Raw genomic sequence first — 18,118 nt, 5'->3', positions numbered from 1 at the left:
CATGCCCAGGTTAGACAAATTCTCGTTGTCTAATTTTTCGATAGACGGGGGTAAGAGCGGCGTTGAAAGTGGTTATTTTGCCCCTTATGCCAATAACGCAGGACTTACTTGGACAGGCGGAGCTAACAACATGGCACCCACCTTCGATATCGCCACCATACCAGCAGGGACAAGGGTTTTAAACATCGCACCGATGGGCACCACGGCAAGGATGACAATAAGGTATAGCACTGGCGGGAATGTTCAGATGTATCTTGCGCTTGCGGATGCAAATGGTGTTATCTGGCGTTTAATGCAAGCTGGTGCCGGGCCGGGTAATGACTGGTTAAGCTTCATGCAAGTTAGTATAAAAATAGACATGGGTGCCGCTTACTCTACGTACGTCATTGACACGAGACAGGTAGGAGAAACGGTTCAATGGCTTGCTACCTCATCCGTTACAAGGCCGTCAAACTTTAATCCAGATGCTGGACCAATGAAACTTGGTGTAGGAATTACGGGTAATACAGGAACAGCAACGGGAACGTTATACATGCAATATTTTTGGATCGTCACGGGATAAAAGTCATATGAACATACAGAGAAATAGAGAACTGAGTCTTGGGGGAGGGGATGCCAACAATTGAATATGTAGACGTAGCACGTCCGAAAGCGGAGCGTGTTTTTTTTGTTGTGCCTGAAGTGGTCAGAGGATCTTATTTGAAAGAGATGGGGGATAGGAAATTGGAAAACATGGGGAAATGGGCTTTGGCCATGGGTAGCTGGTTAGTGTCTTATTTATTTGGGGGTTGGTCTGGAGTGTTGGGAGTACTGCTGGTGTTCGTGGTGCTTGATTATCTAACAGGTGTCGTAGCAGCCGGTTCTAATGGAGGATTGAAAAGTAAAATTGGCCTTATCGGGATTGCCCGTAAGGTCTTTATTTTTGCGATGGTTGCGGTTGGCCACTTGGTGGATGGCATCCTTGGTGATGGCCACTTATTCAGGGATACGGTGGCGTTTTTCTATATCGCAAATGAGCTGTTATCGATCACTGAAAATGGTGGGAAAATGGGTGCGCCTATCCCGTCTGTGATCAAGCAGGCAATTGAAGTCTTGAAGGGCAAAGGTGGCAACGACAACGATAAAGGAGCTGGTACAAATGTTTAAAGTATGGATCGACGCAGGGCACGGAGGTAAGGATCCAGGAGCAGTGGCAAACGGCATCCAGGAGAAAGATATTGTTCTGAAGGTGTCGCTTGGCATCAAGAACCGACTGGAAGAGGATTATGAGAACGTTCAGGTACTTCTATCGAGATCCACGGACGTATTCTTGGAACTGAAAGAACGGACAACGAAGGCTAACGCTGCTGGTGCTGACATCTTGGTATCCATTCATTGCAACGCTGGCGGTGGCAAGGGGGGCTTTGAGTCCTTCAGATATAAGTCTGCTTCGGAAAACAGCATTAAGCTGCAGGACATCCTACACAAGGCTATTATGGGCAAGCTTGGCGGAATAGATCGTGGAAAGAAGGCACAGAACTTACACATGGTTCGCGAATCCCAAATGCCGGCAGTTCTGACAGAAAACCTGTTTGTAGATGTGGTTGCTGACGCGGATCGGTTGAAGCAAGTGAGTGTGATTGATGTGATTATTGCAGGACACGTTCAGGGGATCGCTGCATACTTGGGACTAGTTCAAAAGACGAAGGAGGACAAGCCAGTGTTACTGAGGGATATCAATGTGCTCAGCAAATGGGCTGAAGTAACATGGAAAGAGGTAACCGAAAAGGGATACTTTGATGGCAGTCGACCGGGGTCAACAGTCACACGTGAGGAACTGGGGGCTGTCGTCAGTCGCTTGTTAAAGAAGATTGAATCATAAGGATAAATGTGGTAAAATAGTTGGAAATCCGATGGCATCGGTAAAAAGGGCACAGCTGGCATAACGCTGGCAGTGCCTTTTTTTGTTGTTCATAAATTTGTACGTGCTGATATAATATGGGTTATTATTTCCTTGAATAAGGTATAGTTCAATAATTTACCAAAAAAAGACTTCCCAAAAGAAGGAAAGCGTAGTAAGCTGATAGGAGATTAGAGAATTATTCCCTATTCTAAAAATTACACTACAGCAAAGGACGTGCTTTTACAGATGAAGAAAACAGGCCTCGCACTCTCTGCAATTCTGGCTGCATCCACATTAGTTGCAGGTATTTCCGCAGCTGATCCTGTAATTCAGGACACGACTTCTCCCGAATCAATCATTATTGACCTTAATAGTCAAGTAATTGATTGGGAAGTTAAAAAACTTACTCCAGAAGAATTTCTAGTGAAATATGCTGAAGCTACTGGGAAAAGTTACAGCGAAGTTCGTAAAGAGTTTCCAGAAAAAACTTCGAAATCAGCACGTGCAGCTGATGGAATAAATCAAACCTACGATACGGAGTATTCCGCAATTATTGATTTGGGTAATGGTGTAAAGGCAAAAGCTGGAGTACTTGTTCAGATTCATGAGGTTCAATTTGGTGGATCTGTAGGTAGAGTGTTCAAAAAAGTGTATTCAGAAACAGGCTACTTGGCTCCTTACAGTGGTGGAACTTTCACTGTTGTTAAAAACTATGTTCAAGCCACATTGCAATCAGAAACTAGATTACAAGTAAGCTATAGTGGATATGCAGAGACTGCAGTCACTAATGAAATATCGTCAGGTTTGAACTTAGGTATAGATAAATTAGTCCAAGCAGGTTGGAGTGTATCTTCTACTAGCGGAAAAACAACCTACTATCGAACGCAATTTAATGGAAGTGGATTTGTTTCCCCTAAATAAAATATGATGCTCACTGTTTTTAGCTGTGAGCATTCAAAAAAGACACTGCTGGCGTAATGCCGGCAGTGTCTTTTTTGTTTACATATATAGAGCTTTATAGTAAAAAACACTCAGCTTGCATTCAGCAGCTGAGTGTTTTTTAGTTTTAAACGGTTCTTTATCTAAGACGGTTCTTTATCTAATCCTTTTTTTTAAAATTGAGAGGAATTACATTGGACTCAAGATTTTGAATTAAATAACCAACTTCAAGATTTGCCAATATTTCAATTTCTTCTCTGGGAAGGCTTAATTCACTCAGGAAATCCTGTTTGGTACGTACTCCGTGTTCAATTATAGCTTTGATAGCCTGATTCAATACGGAAGGTTCTTCAAATGTAAGTACATCGTCCAAAGGCTCAGAAGACAATTGATTGTTTTTAGCCAGTCGTTGTCTAAGATTAATGTGCTGAAATTCACTGAATATACCTAGAGATGTAGCGCGATAAGCCATAGCTTGTATGGAAACCTTCCAACGTTTTTTTAATGAAATGAAGTGCTCAATTGATGTTGAAACAACTTCCGTTCCAAAACTAGATGAAGGCAACAGAAAAGCACTGGCAAAACGGTTTGCTTCTTTTTCCATAAGTTTGTAATTAGTCTTATTGTTGAATTCTGTCATTTTTATGTTGGAGTGTAAAACCAAGTGACCTAACTCATGAGCAATGTCAAATCTGGATCTAGAAGCAGTTTTATCATTGCTTAATAAAATATACGGACGCTCACCTTGTTCCCAGATAGAACATGCATCAATTTTATAGGAGCTAAACGGGGACCTCGCAACTATAATTCCTGATTTTTCTAACAATAAAGTAACGTTGCTTATTGGGCCATTGCCTAAATTCCATGATTTTCTTACATAGTTAGCCATAAGATCGATTTCCTCAAAGTCTGTCTGAATGTAATTGTCTCGAGTGATAATTCGCGGGACAGACACTTTGGGGAAATCGAGGAAATTTTCAAGGTATTTATGAATTTCTTTAATCCAGCCAATCTTACGTGCGTGCACATTTTTAGATTTTTTTGTAGCCATTGCCATACTACGAAAGTAGACAACGCTCTCCGATGATTCCATAGGACTTTTATAAAAAAAAGTCACAGGTACTTCAAGGATGTTAGACATTTTTTCAATTGTGTCAAATGTTGGCTGCGCTTTGTTATTTTCGTATTTTGATACAGCCTGATGCGTTACTTTAAGGTTGTCAGCTAACTCGGTTAAAGTTAAACCTCTTGCTTCTCTTGCCTCAATAAGACGATCAGGAACAAACTTGGAAAAGCGGTTATTCGCTTCCAAGGCCCTCCACCTCTTTTACATAATTTCTAAATTCAATCAACGTCTCAGGAGTGATTGTTTCTTCTGGTGCCACTTGCGGGTTATCCGAGACAAGAACACGCGTTTCCTTCAAAAGGTCAATTCGCTCGTTCCATTGGTGGGGGAATCCAATGTTCACAAATTTTGGTTCAGATCCTCCACGACTGTAAGTAAGAAGTAAGTAACAGTCATCTGCATGGCTAGGAATGTTAGGGTCCATGTCAGAGAAATACATCTTTCCCTGGTTTAATAGCTGCAATTTATTCCTAAAATAAGCAGGACGAGCAACGTGGGTCCTTGCCTGCACTTGGCTAAAGCTGATTTTGATATTTTCAAAAGATAACACAATGAACTTGTAGCTTCGATTTCGATTGTATTCATATAAATATGAAAAAGGAAGGTTACCAAGATCAATTTGCTGTTTAAAGAGGTATCCGATTGCAATGTTTCTTAAATACCCTTCATGTTTTGCCCCAAGTTCCCAATTAAGCAGAGTGGTTTGTTGGATGGCTTCTCTTGTCAGTGAATAAGCCTTTTCCACGATTGTACAAATCTTCGATCTCACAAGAACAGGTAGTCTGCCTCGAATAACCTCTTTAGTATCAATATGCAAAATAATCGGCTCCATCCCAATACACTCCCTTGACAATTCATCGTTGCAACCATACTACTAAAAAAACGTGTTTTTTGCAACCGAAATAAAAAATATATATGAGGTTCCTGATTAAAATGTTTCTGAGCAAAAAGAGATGGCGACAAGTAGGCCGCCATCTCTTTTATTTAATCCCTAGAGCATCCTTCACCGAATTCTGCAAGAGCTGAGAGAAGTTCAAATCTGCATCCTTGCCTGCATCACGTAGCCATTGTGGTACGGTGCAGTTGACTGTCACAGATTTGTTCGCAGCAGCGTCACGATAGGGAGGTAGAAATACCTCAACAAATACAATTCTGTCACTCGGATCATTCATCTCAATAACATCAAGATCGGAAGGCGCGGGAATTGCCATATTATTTTGCTCCATCTCAAGTATACGATCAATCAGCATGTTTTTGGCGTCCTTAACCGCTGTTTGGATGTCAGGGGCAAGAACAGCTGTACCTGGCACATCAGGAAAGTACAAACCGACACCGCCGTCATCTGCTTTTTCAACCACGGCAGGATATATAAATGTGTTCACCAATTTATCAAACCTCCAAATAATTTATAGTTTTTACCGCAAAAAAAATGTCAGTACATTATTCAGCTTTTGGGCGGTTTTTGAATTATATAATTCAACTTTTAAGCAGTAATCAACCACGCTAGGATATATAAATGTGATTACCAATTTATCTCTCTCCTTTAAATTCATTTTATTTTACACCTGTCGTGTTATGTATAGATAACACGACGAACCGGTCTATGCCGGAGGCAAGCGATGGCTTTAGAGAAGGGAGGGGTTAAAAGATAACCCCTGATGTCTTCTCAATGCTTTTGAGTGTGCCAATTGGTATTGTCTGACCGCTGTTGTGGAAACTGATGTCAGCGTATCTTGTTGCATCATCTTTGTGTTTCCAACGGCCATGACTGCTACCACCGGTGTGTGAAGGGGATTTGATGAATCCTTCTTCTTTCAACCGTTTGAGCACTTCTCGAACCGTTCGCTGTTTCGGCATCGCTTACCTCCTCTCTATATTATAATTATAACACGTGTTATTATGCGTGTCAAATATTCATGCGTGCAATTATGCGTGTTTTCACTTTTGAATGGAATAAAAAAAAGAGCAGGACTGATAATCTCGCTGCTCTTTTTAGAATATTGAACGTCATAAACAAATAGATAATTTAATTATGAATATTGACTCATTGCGTCAAACCATTTAAATGTTATAATACTCAAAATGCAAATTATTAATAATTTCATCAAGGAGTGATTGTTATTTTAACAGAACAAGTTACGGATTCTACTCCAATACATATAGGAACTCCTATTACATTCTATATTCCCTATATCGAGTGGATTGCTATAATGATTTTAATAGTTCTTGGGATAGTTTTTATTTTTCGTATTGGACAGAGAGTTATTAAGCTACTGGATTTGATAATTATTGAAAAACAAAATCATAAGCTGTCTGTTAAAGATAAGAAAGATAAAAATTCTCTTAATTAGAATCAATTAATGAAACGAGCCCGGATTTTTCAAGGCTCGTTTTTTCTTTTAATAGATAGGGAATTAGGACGACAAAATATATATGACTAGTGTGTAATTCGACAAATTAATACACCAAACTATTAATTATTTGGGAGTTTTATACTATTTAATAAATTATAAATTTGGTTTATATTAGACTTAGTTACATATTTTTGGGAAAAGGAGATGGATTATTTGAAAAAAGCTATTCCATACGCGCTATTATTATCTCTGTCTGTTACTTCATTGTTTTCGGCAGCAAGTAGTGTATCTGCTGATGAGGTAAGTAATTTGCTAAAGGATGCTCCTAAGATCGAAGCAGCAAAGCAAATAAATAGTGAAGATCTAAAAGAGGTTGCTTCTGTTAATTCATTTGAAGAGGTTTTGGAACAATATGGTGATAGAATCAGAGAAATGACCCCAGAGGAAGCGGAAAAAGCAAAAGAAGTTGGTGTAATTGATGTTAAAACACCACAAGAGTTAGCAGCTTTGTTGGAGGAATCTGAGAATATTGAAGCTAAAATGAATTTGGAAGCAGAATTATTTGAGTGGAGAACTACAAATACTCCAAATGTAGCAAATGACATGACAATTATGGCAGCAGCAAGATCCTCTCATATTAAAGAGACTCTTTTAACTGATTGGGGTACAAATTTATTTAATACTTATGGTAGGCTTTTAGGTAGAACTCAAATCTACTATTGGTCTGATACTCTAAAAATTGATCAAACTACTATTACTTCATTTATGGATGGAACTGTATCTGGAAGAGAGTGGGTACCTGATACTCCAGTTATGGTAGCTCCTGCCGATTATTATAGATTAGTACAATACATTGGAACGCTAAAACAGTTTACAACTGTTAACGGGCAAAAATCATATACAACATTTACATCTATTGTAAAAAATGCTAGTGTTGCTCCGCCGGGGTATGTTGGACCAATCCCTGAATACTGAATAAAATTTAAAATACCCATTTAAATTAAAAATTAAATGGGTATTTTTTCTGTTGAATAACGAACATATATTCGCATATAATAAAAAAAGAAAACATACGTTCTGTTAATCGAAGGGATGAACATGCCAGTTAAATACTTGGGTTGGTTAGTGGAGATCATTTATGAGGACCAAAGCGGAAAAATCACGAAACGCCGTATCCAGGTCAAAAGCATCCGATCCGGAATGATCAAAGCTGATGATCTATTGTCGGGGCAGCCACGTACCTTCCGCGAATCAGGTTTACTGGCATGCTATCCGATCAGGACGACAGCACAGGGGGCTTAAACATGTTGACGGATCATGAACGGAAGGTACTGAGGATCTTATACAACTACAGTAGTGGGCGACGACGGCTGCCTACAATCCATGAATTGACTGTTAAAACGGGTAAGGGGGATAAAGTAGTTATGGCCGCCTTAGAGACCCTTATTACAACTGAATACATACACTGGGAGGATAAGTCTAACACGGCCAATATTGTGATCCTGGAAGGCTGGGAACGAGAGTTGGAAAAGCCTAAGCTTCCCAAGTTACCGATAACGGCGCTGCCAAACGATTTAAGCTATTGGACCCAATACTGAGGAGAGCGTACACTATGGCTAGCAAATTAACGGGTAACGGGATCATTGAAGGATCTCGCATTATTCTTCCGGAACATCGAGAAGCGTACGTACTGGCTATGAGTGAACAGGAGAGAAGGGGGAAGCCGGTTCTGGACGAACAGGAAGTACAGCTGATCGAGCAAGCGATTTTGGAATCGTACCAGGAATGCAGATCTATCACGTTGACCGTATTCAATCCGTTTGATGACGAGGAGTTGCGGGGCGTTGTCACATCGATCGATAAGCCAAACAGGAGAATCAAACTTGTACGGGGAGAAGAGGACTACAGTTGGCCAAGAATAGAGGAGATTATAAAAGCCAACATAAATTAAAAGCAGAAAGACTCTGTCATAATTGAACAGGGTCTTTCTGCTTTTAAAAGGTGCTTTATTTCGTGATGTGATTGAAACAAAAAATCACAAAAAAATCACGATCTCTGCGAATGCAGGCGAACGTGACCGAATGATTTCTTGAAATTCATTAAAAAGTATTGGTTAGATAAAGCTAAACGGTTACGTACGAACATGGGTGATAAACAAAAACATATGCCTAGTATATCACAAAGCCTTGGAAGCGGATGCGATTTTTTGTGCGGAATATGCGGGAGATCATTTGTACAATTAAGGGGATCATATTATAATAGAATTGGTTAAAAATCGCTCTAATACGTATTCAACCAAGTGGAGGCACATTTATTTTGAGCCAATCAAATCGAAATCGTCATCAATATCCGCGTGGACCGTTGGCATTGATGAGAGGGGTGTACAAATACACCATTCCGGAAACGCGGAAGGAATTGGATGGATGGCGTGCCCAGGCTGAGAAAATTCCGAATGAGGAATTGCGCAATCAGGCACTGGCCAGTCTCAGGGACAAGCAGTTCCACTGTGAAGGCGGGACCGTTTATGCTTTACCTGATTTGCCGAACAGGCACATTCTGATTCCACTGATCGTTTCATATCAGACTATTAGTGATTATTTGGACAATCTGTGTGATCGCAGTACATCGATGGACCCGAATGACTTTCGGCTTCTCCATCAATCAATGCTTGATGCGGTAGATCCCGAAGCAACCCCTGTCAATTATTACGCGCTCCGTGAGGAGCAGGATGATGGTGGATACCTAAGGAATCTGGTGACCTCATGTCAGGAGCTGACCCGTCAGCTGCCAGGCTATGCATCCGCCAAGCCTCAAATTCAGGATCTGGCAGGCCTATACACGGACCTGCAGGTATATAAGCACATCAAGCCGGAACTGAGAGAAACGGCATTGCTGGAATGGTGGTCGGAACATCGTCACCGCACACCTCAGTTCCGTTGGAACGAATTTGCCGCCGCTACCGGCTCTACGCTGGGCGTATTCATGCTGTTTCTGGCTGCGAGTGATGATCAGCTGACAGAGGAGCAGGCGGCTTCGATCCACACTGCCTATTTTCCTCATGTATGCGCATTGCACATTATGCTCGATTATTTAATCGATCAGGATGAAGATCGCATCGGAGGAGATCTCAACTTCTGCAATTATTATGAGAATGTGGAGACAATGCTGGACCGAATTGCTTTTATTGTGGAGATGGCCCGCAGTGATGTGCAGAAGATTCCGGGAAGTTCGTTCCACCGGATGATTATCGAAGGACTGCTTGCCATTTACCTGTCTGATCCCAAAGTCAGCGAACAACAGGAAGTTCGCGTCGTTTCCAAGCGTCTGATGAAGAATAGTCCGATGACAAGAGTATTTTTCTTTATCTTTAGCCGCTGGATTCGTAAGCATATGTAAGTCAGGCGTATTGTGGTGGGAGCCTGAAGTGAAACTAGAGGAGGAAGAAACATCATGACAGCAGTAAAGAAAATCGCAGTTTTAACGAGCGGTGGTGATTCACAAGGGATGAACGCGGCTGTTCGTGCGGTTGTTCGCAGCGGACTGTTTCACGGTCTCGAAGTGTACGGGGTTCAACGTGGATACCAGGGTCTTTTGAATAACGATATTTTCCCAATGGACTTGCGGAGTGTAGGGGATATCATCCAGCGTGGGGGAACGGTTCTGCAATCGGCACGCTGCAAGGAATTCTATACCGCTGAAGGTCAGCAAAAAGGTGCAGACATTCTGCGTGCACGCGGCATTGACGGGCTGGTTGTTATTGGTGGGGACGGTTCATACAACGGCGCCAACAAACTGAGCAAGCTGGGCATCAACACGATGGGTCTTCCGGGAACGATTGATAATGACGTTTCTTTCACCGATTACACGATCGGATTTGATACAGCAGTAAGCGTAGTAGTAGATGCAGTTAACAAATTGCGCGATACCATGTCTTCACACGAACGTTCTTCCATCGTTGAAGTAATGGGTCGTCACTGTGGCGATATCGCTTTACATGCAGGACTCGCATCGGGTGCAGAAACCATTCTTGTACCGGAAGTTCCGTTTGACATGGACGAAGTGGCAGATCGCATGAAAGCCAACTTTGCACATGGCAAACGCCACAGTATCATCATCGTTGCTGAAGGCGTGGGCAAAGGTGAGGATGTAGCAAAAGAACTGATGGAACGCTGCCCAACATATGAGCCACGTGTAACTGTTTTGGGTCACATTCAGCGTGGAGGTACGCCAACTCCGTTTGACCGTAACCTTGCCAGTCGTCTGGGAGATTTCGCTGTTCGCAGTCTGATTGCAGGTGAGACAGACAAAGGTTGCGGTATTATCAAGGGAGAACTGACCCTGACCGATATTGATAAAGTTGTTAATACGAAAAAAGACTTCGATATGGTGACTTACGAGCTTGCACAGCGTTTGTCCCAATAATCCAGTTATCATCAAAAGTTCAAAACAAAAAGAGCACAGTCCCGATTTACAGCGGGCTGTGCTCTTTTTGTTTTATTTCCATTATTTATTTTCAGCCATACGAACCGAGGCTTGCTTCTGCACAAGGAACAATCTCCAGAGAAGCGCCGTTGCTCCAACGGCGAGGCCGGCAATGAGTCCAACCCAGTATCCAAAGGCACCGAGTGAAGTATACGTAGCCGTGATGTAGCCGACAGGTAGACCGATGATCCAGTACGCGACAAACGTTATGATCAATGCAGGATTCACGTCCTTGTAGCCCCGAAGTGCTCCCTGCGTTGGGGTGGCAATGGCATCAGAGATTTGAAAGAAGATGGCGTAAATTAGGAAATGCTGTGTCAAAGCAATAACCTCGTGATCATTCGAGTACACGCCTGCAATTTGTTCCCCGAATACCAGTAATACCACAGCTGTTAACAGAGAGAGCCCAATGGCACCTCCGATACCCAGGAGACTATATTGCTTTGCGTCTCTCACACGCCCTGCACCCGCCTCATAGCCCACAAGAATTGTAAGGGCCATACATATACTCACAGGCAGCATATACAGCGTAGAAGCGAAATTCAGGGCTGCCTGGTGGGCAGCAATCGTAATGGTGTCGAACCGGCTCATTAATAATGTGACTGCTGCAAAGATGGAAGTTTCAAAAAAAGTAGCGAAACCGATGGGAACGCCGATCTTGAGCAGCTCTTTCCATTTGGTCAATGAAATTTTGGGCATTTTCCGAAAGATACCATATTGGGCAAAGGGCTCAATCCGGTGTACGAAAAAGAGGCTGAGGAGAAAAATGAGCCAATATGTACTTGCTGTAGCCACACCTGCTCCAACACCTCCCAGTTGTGGGAAGCCCCAACGTCCGAAGATAAGTAAATAGTTCAGGAAGATGTTTACTGGCAGCGAAACCAGCGTAATCATCATGGTGATCCGTGTCTGTCCCAGTGCATCCATAAAACTCCGCAGCACAGTGTAGCCGAAAAGGGGGATAACCCCAAAAGCCAAAGCACACAGGAAATAGAAGGCGACTTGGGCAACTCGGGGCTCCAAAGGCATTCCGTTTAGAATCGGACTGAGCAGCAATGTGCCTGCTGCAAGAACGACGATTCCGACCGCCACACCGAGATATAAGGCTTGAATGACGCTATGACCAATCTTGTCATTACGCTTCGAACCGAGCAGGTGGGAGACGACAGGTGTAATGCCAATCAGAATTCCACTTAGTCCTGTCTGCACCGGCAACCACAGACTTGTGCCAATGGCGACACCCGCGAGATCAGCAGGGGAGAACTTGCCTGACATATTGGTATCGAAAAACGACATGGCAGAGAGGGCGATTTGTGTGGTGAAGATGGGTAGGAATATAATCAGGAATTGCTTTACTTTTTGAGAAAAGCTGGTGGTGGTCATGTTCACTGGCAGTGCCTCACTTCTTAAGAGTTATCACTAAACTGTCATGTACGGACAGCTATTTATTGTAGTAGATTTTGCCCGATTTGAATAGGGAGGGGAACGTGGTTATACGGAAGGTAAGATTGAGAGCATAGTAAAAAAACCTCGCTCCGAGAATACGGAACGAGGTTATTGGAGTAAAGTAAACAAAAATAAGAGTGCATTATTTATAGTTTACATCTGGTGTATATCGATTGGAGGCATTCCAGAGCAGGTACTCATCCACATCCATGTCTTTCATCGCACGAATTTGGTCCTCTACCTGTTTTTTGCCGTATTTGATGTAATGTCCACTGCCTAACCAGCTTGCTGTAAAGTCCTGAATCCATGGGCGGATAACGGGTTTCAGTTCCTTGGTTGGATCCAGTTTCTTATGTGTATCTTTCATAGAGCCTTTGATGGTTGTATAGGGATCTTTGTCAGGGTCCTTCACACCGTACCAGCCGGTGGAGTAATGACTCGGGTAAACCATCGGCGAGATGACATCCACGTTTTCAGATATCTTCACAAAATCCTGTCCAATACCCTCGGCTGCTGGAACAGAGGCGGCGTAACCGAATATATCAACCGAGACTCGAACACCCAGCGGTGCGAGCTCCTTGCGTGCATACTGCACGAATTCGGCTACAATGTCGACCCGGGACTTTTCAGACTTGGTGTATTTCAATGCGTCTGCACGCGTTTCAAAACCTTCCGGAAAACGAACATAGTCGAACTGGATTTCCTTAAATCCCAATTTAGCAGCTTCCTTGGCAATCTCTATATTGTAATCCCATACTTCCTTGCTGTAGGGATTCACGAAGCTGTCGCCTTTACCATTGGTCCATACAGAACCGTCCTTATTGCGGAAAGAGAGCTCCGGATTTTTCTTGGCGAGAATCGTATCCTTGAAAACTACCACTCGTGCGATCGGGTAAACATCATGTTTTTGCAGACGTTTCATCAAGGCATCAATATCGCGGATAAAAGGCTGAGATTTGCCCATTTCCTGTAACGTCTTGTTCTCCGTAGGGTAAGTTATGTATCCGAGATCGTCCTTGATATCAATGACCATGGAATTGAGCTCTGTGTTATCCATCAGATCGAGTAATGATGTCATCCGTGAACCACCGGCGCTGTAAGCCGTCACATAGATGCCTTTGACAACGGGTGCATCGGGTTGTGGGTCAAATTTTGCAGGTGGGTTATCCGCATCAATAACGACTTGATCTTTTTGAGATTGAATGATGGCGGTGTTGAAACTGTTTGTTAATGATTGAAAGGGTTGATTCCCTTGATCAGCTGTAGCTGGTGTACCACTGAAGGTTCCCCAGGCCATAGCCAGTAAAGCCCAAAACATGTTCATTCATTTCCACTCCCCTATGTGCATTCCATGTTTGAATTATACAATAAAGCCTCTGGGCTTTTAACCATATTATTCAAGTGATGAAACACATGGGGAAAATGAAAACCGCTTCCTGTTGAGGGGTAACCCCCCACAAGAAGCGGCGTGATCAATCTAAAAAAATTATTGAATATAGATCTCATTTTGATGCTCACAAATACTGTACTGAATGATTTCCATTGCGTCTCCCTGTTCCAGGATGCCCAGCCCATCCCGGAGAACAATCAGTGAGTCGAGCTCATTCGGTTTTAAGAAAGGGAGCATTTCCGGGCACCATTTGTTGACGATTTCAAACAGTTTTACCGTTTCCATATCCACAATAATCACCCTTCCCTACTCGAATTCCAAAATGGTAAGTCATTCGGCGCGATTCGGAAAAGCACATGGTTCTGTGAAATTGAAGGGCACATTCTGCTATACAACATATTTAGGAGCCGTACACCGTTATTATACCACAATGTTTAGAATTGTTAACCGTACATCTGTCTCAACTTCGGCGGAAAGAGCCCATAACTCCAACCGTTTCCACAATATTAACAAAGGCGTTCGGATCCGTTTCCTTGATAATTCGTTTGATTTCAACGAGTTCGTAGCGAGTAGTCACTGTCATTAACATGTCCTTTTCGATGTCTGTATATGCTCCCTGGGTTTTGATTTTGGTGACCCCACGAGGGCGAACAAGCAATTTTTTCAACATCGCTTCGGTTTCATTGGTAATAATGTACAATGTGACTTTGACATGGCTGATATGAATCAGATCCAGCACTTTACCTGTGATATAAATCGATACCATGGAGGCAAGCGCGATGTTCCAGTCATCATTCAGATATCCTGCCAGCATAATAATGGCTCCGTTCATGCCAGCCATTACCGTACCAATCGGGAAATCACGATTACGGGTGAAAATGGAACCAACAATGTCCAGCCCGCCCGTCGAGCCGCCGACTCGGAAAGAAACTCCGGTACCTAGTCCCACTAACACGCCGCCAAATACACAGCTCAGAAGGGGGTCTGTTGCCACAGCAAAAACAGGCAGAAGCGCGATGAACCATGAAGTGGCTGCTACCGAAACAATACTTAATGTAATGAAGCGTCGTCCAAGAATAAACCAACCTGCAATGAGCAGAGGGATGTTCAGAACAAAATACATTATACTAAGATTCAAATTCGTAAAATAGCCGAGAAGCATGGAAATACCGGATACCCCGCCGCTAAGAAGCTGATGGGGAACCAAAAACCAGTTGAAGCCGCAGGCAATAGCTGCAGCACCCAATACGATCACTAAAAAGTGCCAAATCATTTTGGGCAATTTAATCACCTCATTTATATTTAAAGCCAGATTGCTGGTAATCTTGAATTGTTTTGTGATATAATAATTTGTGGATATTCTTGAGTAGGAAACTTTTCCTAAATGGAGCAATAAAATTTTGAAATGTTTCAAACACATGTATGTAGTTTTAGTCTTATGTTTGGGACCCATTCATGGAATTATATTCGTTCGTGAAAATAATTTGGCTTGATGGGATACCCTATAAATATTAACGCTACTTAAGAATACAGACAACAAAGTGGATTGTCCACCATGTCCACCATATAAAAGGAGCATGAATAATTTTGACAAATTTAAATTTCACAGATTTCAATCTTGAACCACTGGTGCTGCAAGCCATCACTGAGCTCGGGTTTGAAGAAGCAACACCGATCCAATCCAAAGCGATTCCTTTGGCACTCGAAGGCAGAGATTTGATTGGTCAAGCACAAACAGGTACGGGTAAAACAGCTGCATTCGGTATTCCGTTGATCAGCAAAATCACTAAAAGTGACGAGAAAATCCGCGCCCTCATTATGGCACCTACACGTGAACTTGCAATCCAAGTTGCTGAAGAAATCGAAAAACTCACTCGCTTCAAAGGTCTGCGCTCCCTGCCAATCTACGGCGGACAAGATATCGTTCGTCAGATTCGTGCATTGAAAAGAAAACCACAGATTATTATTGGTACACCTGGACGTCTCCTTGACCACATCAACCGCAAAACAATCAAACTTGATGATGTACAAACTGTTGTATTGGATGAAGCAGATGAAATGCTCGACATGGGTTTCATGGAGGATATTCAATCCATCCTGAAACAAGTTCCAGACGAGCGCCAAACAATGCTGTTCTCAGCAACAATGCCTCCTAACATTCAAAAATTGGCACAACAATTCTTGAACAATCCTGAGCACATTTCTGTGATCCCGAAACATGTTAGTGCACCATTGATTGACCAATCTTATATCGAAGTACCTGAGCGTCAAAAATTCGAAGCACTTAGCCGTTTGTTGGATATGGAATCTCCTGAGCTGGCGATCGTATTCGGACGTACAAAACGTCGTGTTGACGAATTGGCTGAAGCTTTGCAAAAACGTGGATATTCTGCAGACGGTCTTCATGGTGACTTGTCCCAGAATCAACGTGATGCGGTAATGCGTAAGTTCCGTGACGGCAGCATTGACGTTCTCGTTGCAACAGACGTGGCTGCACGTGGTCTCGATGTATCCGGCGTAACTCACGTTGTGAACTTTGACCTTCCGCAAGATCCGGAGAGCTATGTTCACCGTATCGGCCGTACAGGTCGTGCGGGTAAAGAGGGTGCTGCATGGTCTTTCGTTACTCCGCGTGAGATCGACCACCTGCACTTTATCGAGCGTGTAACACGTCACCGTATTCCGCGCAAACCACTGCCAACAATGGCTGAGGCTGTAGAAGGAAAACAACGTTTGACAGCTGAGCGTTTGCTCGAAATCGTACAATCTGGCGAACTGAACGAATACAAAGGTATCGCGATTCAAATGCTTGAGCAATATGATTCTGTTCAACTGTTGTCAGCTGCTCTGAAGCTCCTGACAGGTGACAAAAAAGATGCTCAAGTTGATCTGACTCCTGAAGATCCGATCCGTGCAAAACGTCGTAAACCGGATGTTCGCTCTGGCGGACGCAAACCATCTGGTTACAGCGGCAACCGCAGCAGCAGTGGTGGTGGCGGTAGTTACAACCGTGATCGCAACAGCAGTGGCGGCGGACGTGGTGGATACAACCGCGATCGTAACAGCAGTGGAACAGGAAGTGGAAGTGGAAGCAGAGAAGGTGGTTACAACCGTGACCGCAAACCGCGTCCAAGCAACAACGAAGGACGTCGTCCTGCCAAAGATTCTTCTTTCGAATAATATACAAGTGTGAACTGGAAAATGGGGCAGGGCGACTGCTCCATTTTTTTATGTGCAGATTATGCCAAACCAGTGAGCCGTCGATCTCTTTTCGGGAAGGGCTGGCTTTTCCTATCTATAATAAGGTATATTAATATTATTAGAATTAAGGCTAGACGCAAGGCTGCGGAGGAGGAGAATTGTTTGGAATTTAAAGGAGCTATGGGTGGGATCTACCGACTTACAGAGTGGATTACGAGACTGGCCGCAACCAATCTGTTGTGGGCTATTTGTTCGTCTCCGTTCTTGTTTTTCTTGTTTATGAAACTGCTCGTGATGCAGCAGAACCTGGCTAACGAATCACTACAAATGAACTGGGCTATAGCCATTGTGGCACCGCTTACACTATTCCCGGCAACGTCGGCGCTGTTTACGGTTGTTCGTAAATGGAATATGGGTGATACGGACGTGCCGATCTTCCGTACTTTCTTTGTAGGTTACAAAGAGAACTACAAGCAGAGTTTAATCGGAGGCATCTTCTATACGTTGCTGTTTGCCATCATGTATCTGGATTACACAGTATACATGACACAATTCAAGAATATGCAGCTGGTTGGAATTATTATGCTCGTACTGTTGCTGCTGCTGTTTGTTTCTCTCTTTAACTTCTTCTCGATGGTTGTACATTACCACATGTCCATCGGATTGATTATCAAAAATGCGGTTCTATTGACGCTGATTAGACCATTCCGTGTATTTTCCACGTTGTTGGGAAGTGGATTGTTGTTCTATATCGGTTTTCGTTATCCGGTCTTGTTCATCTTCTTCATTATTAGTATTGTTGCCTGGTTTGCTTTCTTCAACTTCTACGCAACGTTTAATAAGATGCAGGAGCAGATGGAGAAGATGCAGCTGAAGAAAGAAGAAGAGGAAGCTGCACAAGCCGCTGAACAGGCAGGAGAGTCAGTTGAGACGATAGAGACGGCTGAACCATCTGAGCTTAAATCATCTGACGAAAAACACGATAATCTCCAAAAATAAAACATGAGCTGTCACCATTTACTTTTTACACAGTTAGGGATATAATAATTGTACATCCTGCGATGTACGTTTCGGTTATTCGTTGTTTTGAACCAATGATGATGTCTTCGGGAGATCAATACAGAATGTTGCTGAAACGCCCTGTCTATATGACATGGGGACTTCAAAAAACATTTTTGCGGCCACCCACCTGCCAAGCAGGTTCATAAGACAATGTAGCCGGACGGCATAGGCGGGTTCCTATTTTATCATGTACAGCACCCTGACTCTTTCCTTTAATCGAGGAATTTCAGGGTGCT

Annotated in this window: 20 protein-coding genes and 1 other RNA gene; 13 read left to right on the top strand and 8 right to left on the bottom strand. The window is 43.1% G+C overall.

Annotated features, from left to right (window positions below; translation table 11 throughout):
- Window position 1: 1 nt before the first annotated feature.
- From A6049_RS11765 to A6049_RS11750, 4 genes are all read left to right on the top strand, one after another.
- Window positions 2-562: a hypothetical protein gene (locus tag A6049_RS11765; protein ID WP_063564812.1), complete on the top strand. Its 561-nt coding sequence runs from the start codon at window positions 2-4 to the stop codon at window positions 560-562.
- Window positions 563-732: 170 nt separating this feature from the next.
- Window positions 733-1,146, top strand: a complete 414-nt coding sequence (locus tag A6049_RS11760) for a phage holin family protein (RefSeq protein WP_240321380.1) — start codon at window positions 733-735, stop codon at window positions 1,144-1,146.
- On the top strand, window positions 1,139-1,861 hold the full coding sequence (locus A6049_RS11755) for an N-acetylmuramoyl-L-alanine amidase (protein ID WP_063564811.1): 723 nt from the start codon (window positions 1,139-1,141) through the stop codon (window positions 1,859-1,861). The genes A6049_RS11760 and A6049_RS11755 overlap by 8 nt, the downstream gene beginning before the upstream one ends.
- A gap of 267 nt (window positions 1,862-2,128) precedes the next feature.
- Window positions 2,129-2,803 carry a hypothetical protein gene (locus A6049_RS11750; protein WP_063564810.1) on the top strand — a complete coding sequence of 225 codons (675 nt, stop codon included), beginning with the start codon at window positions 2,129-2,131 and terminating at the stop codon, window positions 2,801-2,803.
- A 178-nt stretch (window positions 2,804-2,981) separates the two neighbouring features.
- Here A6049_RS11750 and A6049_RS11745 read toward each other — a convergent pair whose 3' ends face one another.
- The 4 genes from A6049_RS11745 to A6049_RS11730 form a co-directional block, all read right to left on the bottom strand.
- The gene (locus A6049_RS11745) at window positions 2,982-4,133 is read right to left on the bottom strand and encodes a helix-turn-helix domain-containing protein (protein ID WP_063564809.1); all 1,152 of its coding nucleotides are present in this window, start codon (window positions 4,131-4,133) and stop codon (window positions 2,982-2,984) included.
- On the bottom strand, window positions 4,120-4,779 hold the full coding sequence (locus A6049_RS11740) for a hypothetical protein (protein ID WP_063564808.1): 660 nt from the start codon (window positions 4,777-4,779) through the stop codon (window positions 4,120-4,122). Before A6049_RS11740 ends, A6049_RS11745 begins: the two co-directional genes overlap by 14 nt.
- A 148-nt stretch (window positions 4,780-4,927) precedes the next feature.
- The gene (locus A6049_RS11735) at window positions 4,928-5,329 is read right to left on the bottom strand and encodes a type II toxin-antitoxin system HicB family antitoxin (RefSeq protein ID WP_095206069.1); all 402 of its coding nucleotides are present in this window, start codon (window positions 5,327-5,329) and stop codon (window positions 4,928-4,930) included.
- Window positions 5,330-5,588: 259 nt separating this feature from the next.
- Complete coding sequence (locus tag A6049_RS11730) at window positions 5,589-5,804, bottom strand: type II toxin-antitoxin system HicA family toxin (RefSeq protein ID WP_063564806.1); 216 nt, start codon at window positions 5,802-5,804, stop codon at window positions 5,589-5,591.
- Window positions 5,805-6,514: 710 nt separating this feature from the next.
- Here A6049_RS11730 and A6049_RS11725 point away from each other — a divergent pair.
- From A6049_RS11725 to pfkA, 6 genes are all read left to right on the top strand, one after another.
- Entirely contained in the window at window positions 6,515-7,276 is a 762-nt protein-coding gene (locus A6049_RS11725) for a hypothetical protein (RefSeq protein WP_063564805.1), read from the top strand.
- A gap of 123 nt (window positions 7,277-7,399) precedes the next feature.
- A complete protein-coding gene (locus A6049_RS11720; protein ID WP_063564804.1) occupies window positions 7,400-7,603 on the top strand; it encodes a hypothetical protein in 204 nt (67 codons plus the stop codon).
- Window positions 7,604-7,605: 2 nt separating this feature from the next.
- Window positions 7,606-7,899 carry a hypothetical protein gene (locus A6049_RS11715; protein WP_063564803.1) on the top strand — a complete coding sequence of 98 codons (294 nt, stop codon included), beginning with the start codon at window positions 7,606-7,608 and terminating at the stop codon, window positions 7,897-7,899.
- Window positions 7,900-7,913: 14 nt separating this feature from the next.
- Window positions 7,914-8,252, top strand: a complete 339-nt coding sequence (locus A6049_RS11710) for a YolD-like family protein (protein WP_063564802.1) — start codon at window positions 7,914-7,916, stop codon at window positions 8,250-8,252.
- Between the two features lie 365 nt (window positions 8,253-8,617).
- Window positions 8,618-9,697 carry a tetraprenyl-beta-curcumene synthase family protein gene (locus A6049_RS11705; RefSeq protein ID WP_175381611.1) on the top strand — a complete coding sequence of 360 codons (1,080 nt, stop codon included), beginning with the start codon at window positions 8,618-8,620 and terminating at the stop codon, window positions 9,695-9,697.
- A 54-nt stretch (window positions 9,698-9,751) separates the two neighbouring features.
- The gene (gene pfkA, locus A6049_RS11700; RefSeq protein ID WP_053783630.1) at window positions 9,752-10,723 is read left to right on the top strand and encodes a 6-phosphofructokinase; all 972 of its coding nucleotides are present in this window, start codon (window positions 9,752-9,754) and stop codon (window positions 10,721-10,723) included.
- 81 nt (window positions 10,724-10,804) lie between these two features.
- Here the strand turns inward: pfkA and A6049_RS11695 are convergent, their stop codons facing one another.
- The 4 genes from A6049_RS11695 to A6049_RS11680 all read right to left on the bottom strand — a co-directional run bounded on the left by A6049_RS11695 (window position 10,805) and on the right by A6049_RS11680 (window position 14,892).
- Window positions 10,805-12,166: an MATE family efflux transporter gene (locus A6049_RS11695; protein ID WP_063564945.1), complete on the bottom strand. Its 1,362-nt coding sequence runs from the start codon at window positions 12,164-12,166 to the stop codon at window positions 10,805-10,807.
- A 205-nt stretch (window positions 12,167-12,371) separates the two neighbouring features.
- Window positions 12,372-13,553 (bottom strand): putative glycoside hydrolase, encoded by a 1,182-nt coding sequence (locus tag A6049_RS11690; protein WP_063564801.1) that lies wholly within the window; start codon window positions 13,551-13,553, stop codon window positions 12,372-12,374.
- Between the two features lie 162 nt (window positions 13,554-13,715).
- On the bottom strand, window positions 13,716-13,904 hold the full coding sequence (locus tag A6049_RS11685) for a hypothetical protein (RefSeq protein ID WP_170867818.1): 189 nt from the start codon (window positions 13,902-13,904) through the stop codon (window positions 13,716-13,718).
- Window positions 13,905-14,079: 175 nt separating this feature from the next.
- Window positions 14,080-14,892: a YitT family protein gene (locus A6049_RS11680; protein WP_371121400.1), complete on the bottom strand. Its 813-nt coding sequence runs from the start codon at window positions 14,890-14,892 to the stop codon at window positions 14,080-14,082.
- A 314-nt stretch (window positions 14,893-15,206) separates the two neighbouring features.
- Here A6049_RS11680 and cshA point away from each other — a divergent pair, with 314 nt between their 5' ends.
- The 3 genes from cshA (at window position 15,207) to ssrS (ending at window position 18,062) form a co-directional block, all read left to right on the top strand.
- Complete coding sequence (gene cshA / locus A6049_RS11675; protein WP_063564799.1) at window positions 15,207-16,799, top strand: degradosome RNA helicase CshA; 1,593 nt, start codon at window positions 15,207-15,209, stop codon at window positions 16,797-16,799.
- Between the two features lie 183 nt (window positions 16,800-16,982).
- Complete coding sequence (locus A6049_RS11670) at window positions 16,983-17,819, top strand: YesL family protein (RefSeq protein ID WP_063564798.1); 837 nt, start codon at window positions 16,983-16,985, stop codon at window positions 17,817-17,819.
- Between the two features lie 51 nt (window positions 17,820-17,870).
- Window positions 17,871-18,062: non-coding RNA, 6S RNA (gene ssrS / locus A6049_RS11665), on the top strand.
- Window positions 18,063-18,118 lie beyond the last annotated feature (56 nt).

This window comes from Paenibacillus sp. O199 (assembly GCF_001636635.1).
Taxonomy (GTDB): Bacteria; Bacillota; Bacilli; order Paenibacillales; family Paenibacillaceae; genus Paenibacillus; species Paenibacillus marchantiae.
The sequence above is the reverse complement of the archived record's forward strand: the minus strand, read 5'-3'. Positions and strand labels throughout refer to the sequence as shown.

What these genes read in the sequence shown, in the direction of transcription:
- A6049_RS11765 (WP_063564812.1), top strand. Translation starts at nt 2, where the DNA reads ATGCCCAGGTTAGACAAATTCTCGTTGTCTAATTTTTCGATAGACGGG.
- A6049_RS11760 (WP_240321380.1), top strand. Translation starts at nt 733, where the DNA reads ATGGGGAAATGGGCTTTGGCCATGGGTAGCTGGTTAGTGTCTTATTTA.
- A6049_RS11755 (WP_063564811.1), top strand. Translation starts at nt 1,139, where the DNA reads ATGTTTAAAGTATGGATCGACGCAGGGCACGGAGGTAAGGATCCAGGA.
- A6049_RS11750 (WP_063564810.1), top strand. Translation starts at nt 2,129, where the DNA reads ATGAAGAAAACAGGCCTCGCACTCTCTGCAATTCTGGCTGCATCCACA.
- A6049_RS11740 (WP_063564808.1), bottom strand. Translation starts at nt 4,779, where the DNA reads ATGGAGCCGATTATTTTGCATATTGATACTAAAGAGGTTATTCGAGGC.
- A6049_RS11730 (WP_063564806.1), bottom strand. Translation starts at nt 5,804, where the DNA reads ATGCCGAAACAGCGAACGGTTCGAGAAGTGCTCAAACGGTTGAAAGAA.
- A6049_RS11720 (WP_063564804.1), top strand. Translation starts at nt 7,400, where the DNA reads ATGCCAGTTAAATACTTGGGTTGGTTAGTGGAGATCATTTATGAGGAC.
- A6049_RS11715 (WP_063564803.1), top strand. Translation starts at nt 7,606, where the DNA reads ATGTTGACGGATCATGAACGGAAGGTACTGAGGATCTTATACAACTAC.
- A6049_RS11710 (WP_063564802.1), top strand. Translation starts at nt 7,914, where the DNA reads ATGGCTAGCAAATTAACGGGTAACGGGATCATTGAAGGATCTCGCATT.
- pfkA (WP_053783630.1), top strand. Translation starts at nt 9,752, where the DNA reads ATGACAGCAGTAAAGAAAATCGCAGTTTTAACGAGCGGTGGTGATTCA.
- A6049_RS11695 (WP_063564945.1), bottom strand. Translation starts at nt 12,166, where the DNA reads ATGACCACCACCAGCTTTTCTCAAAAAGTAAAGCAATTCCTGATTATA.
- A6049_RS11690 (WP_063564801.1), bottom strand. Translation starts at nt 13,553, where the DNA reads ATGAACATGTTTTGGGCTTTACTGGCTATGGCCTGGGGAACCTTCAGT.
- A6049_RS11685 (WP_170867818.1), bottom strand. Translation starts at nt 13,904, where the DNA reads ATGGAAACGGTAAAACTGTTTGAAATCGTCAACAAATGGTGCCCGGAA.
- A6049_RS11680 (WP_371121400.1), bottom strand. Translation starts at nt 14,892, where the DNA reads ATGATTTGGCACTTTTTAGTGATCGTATTGGGTGCTGCAGCTATTGCC.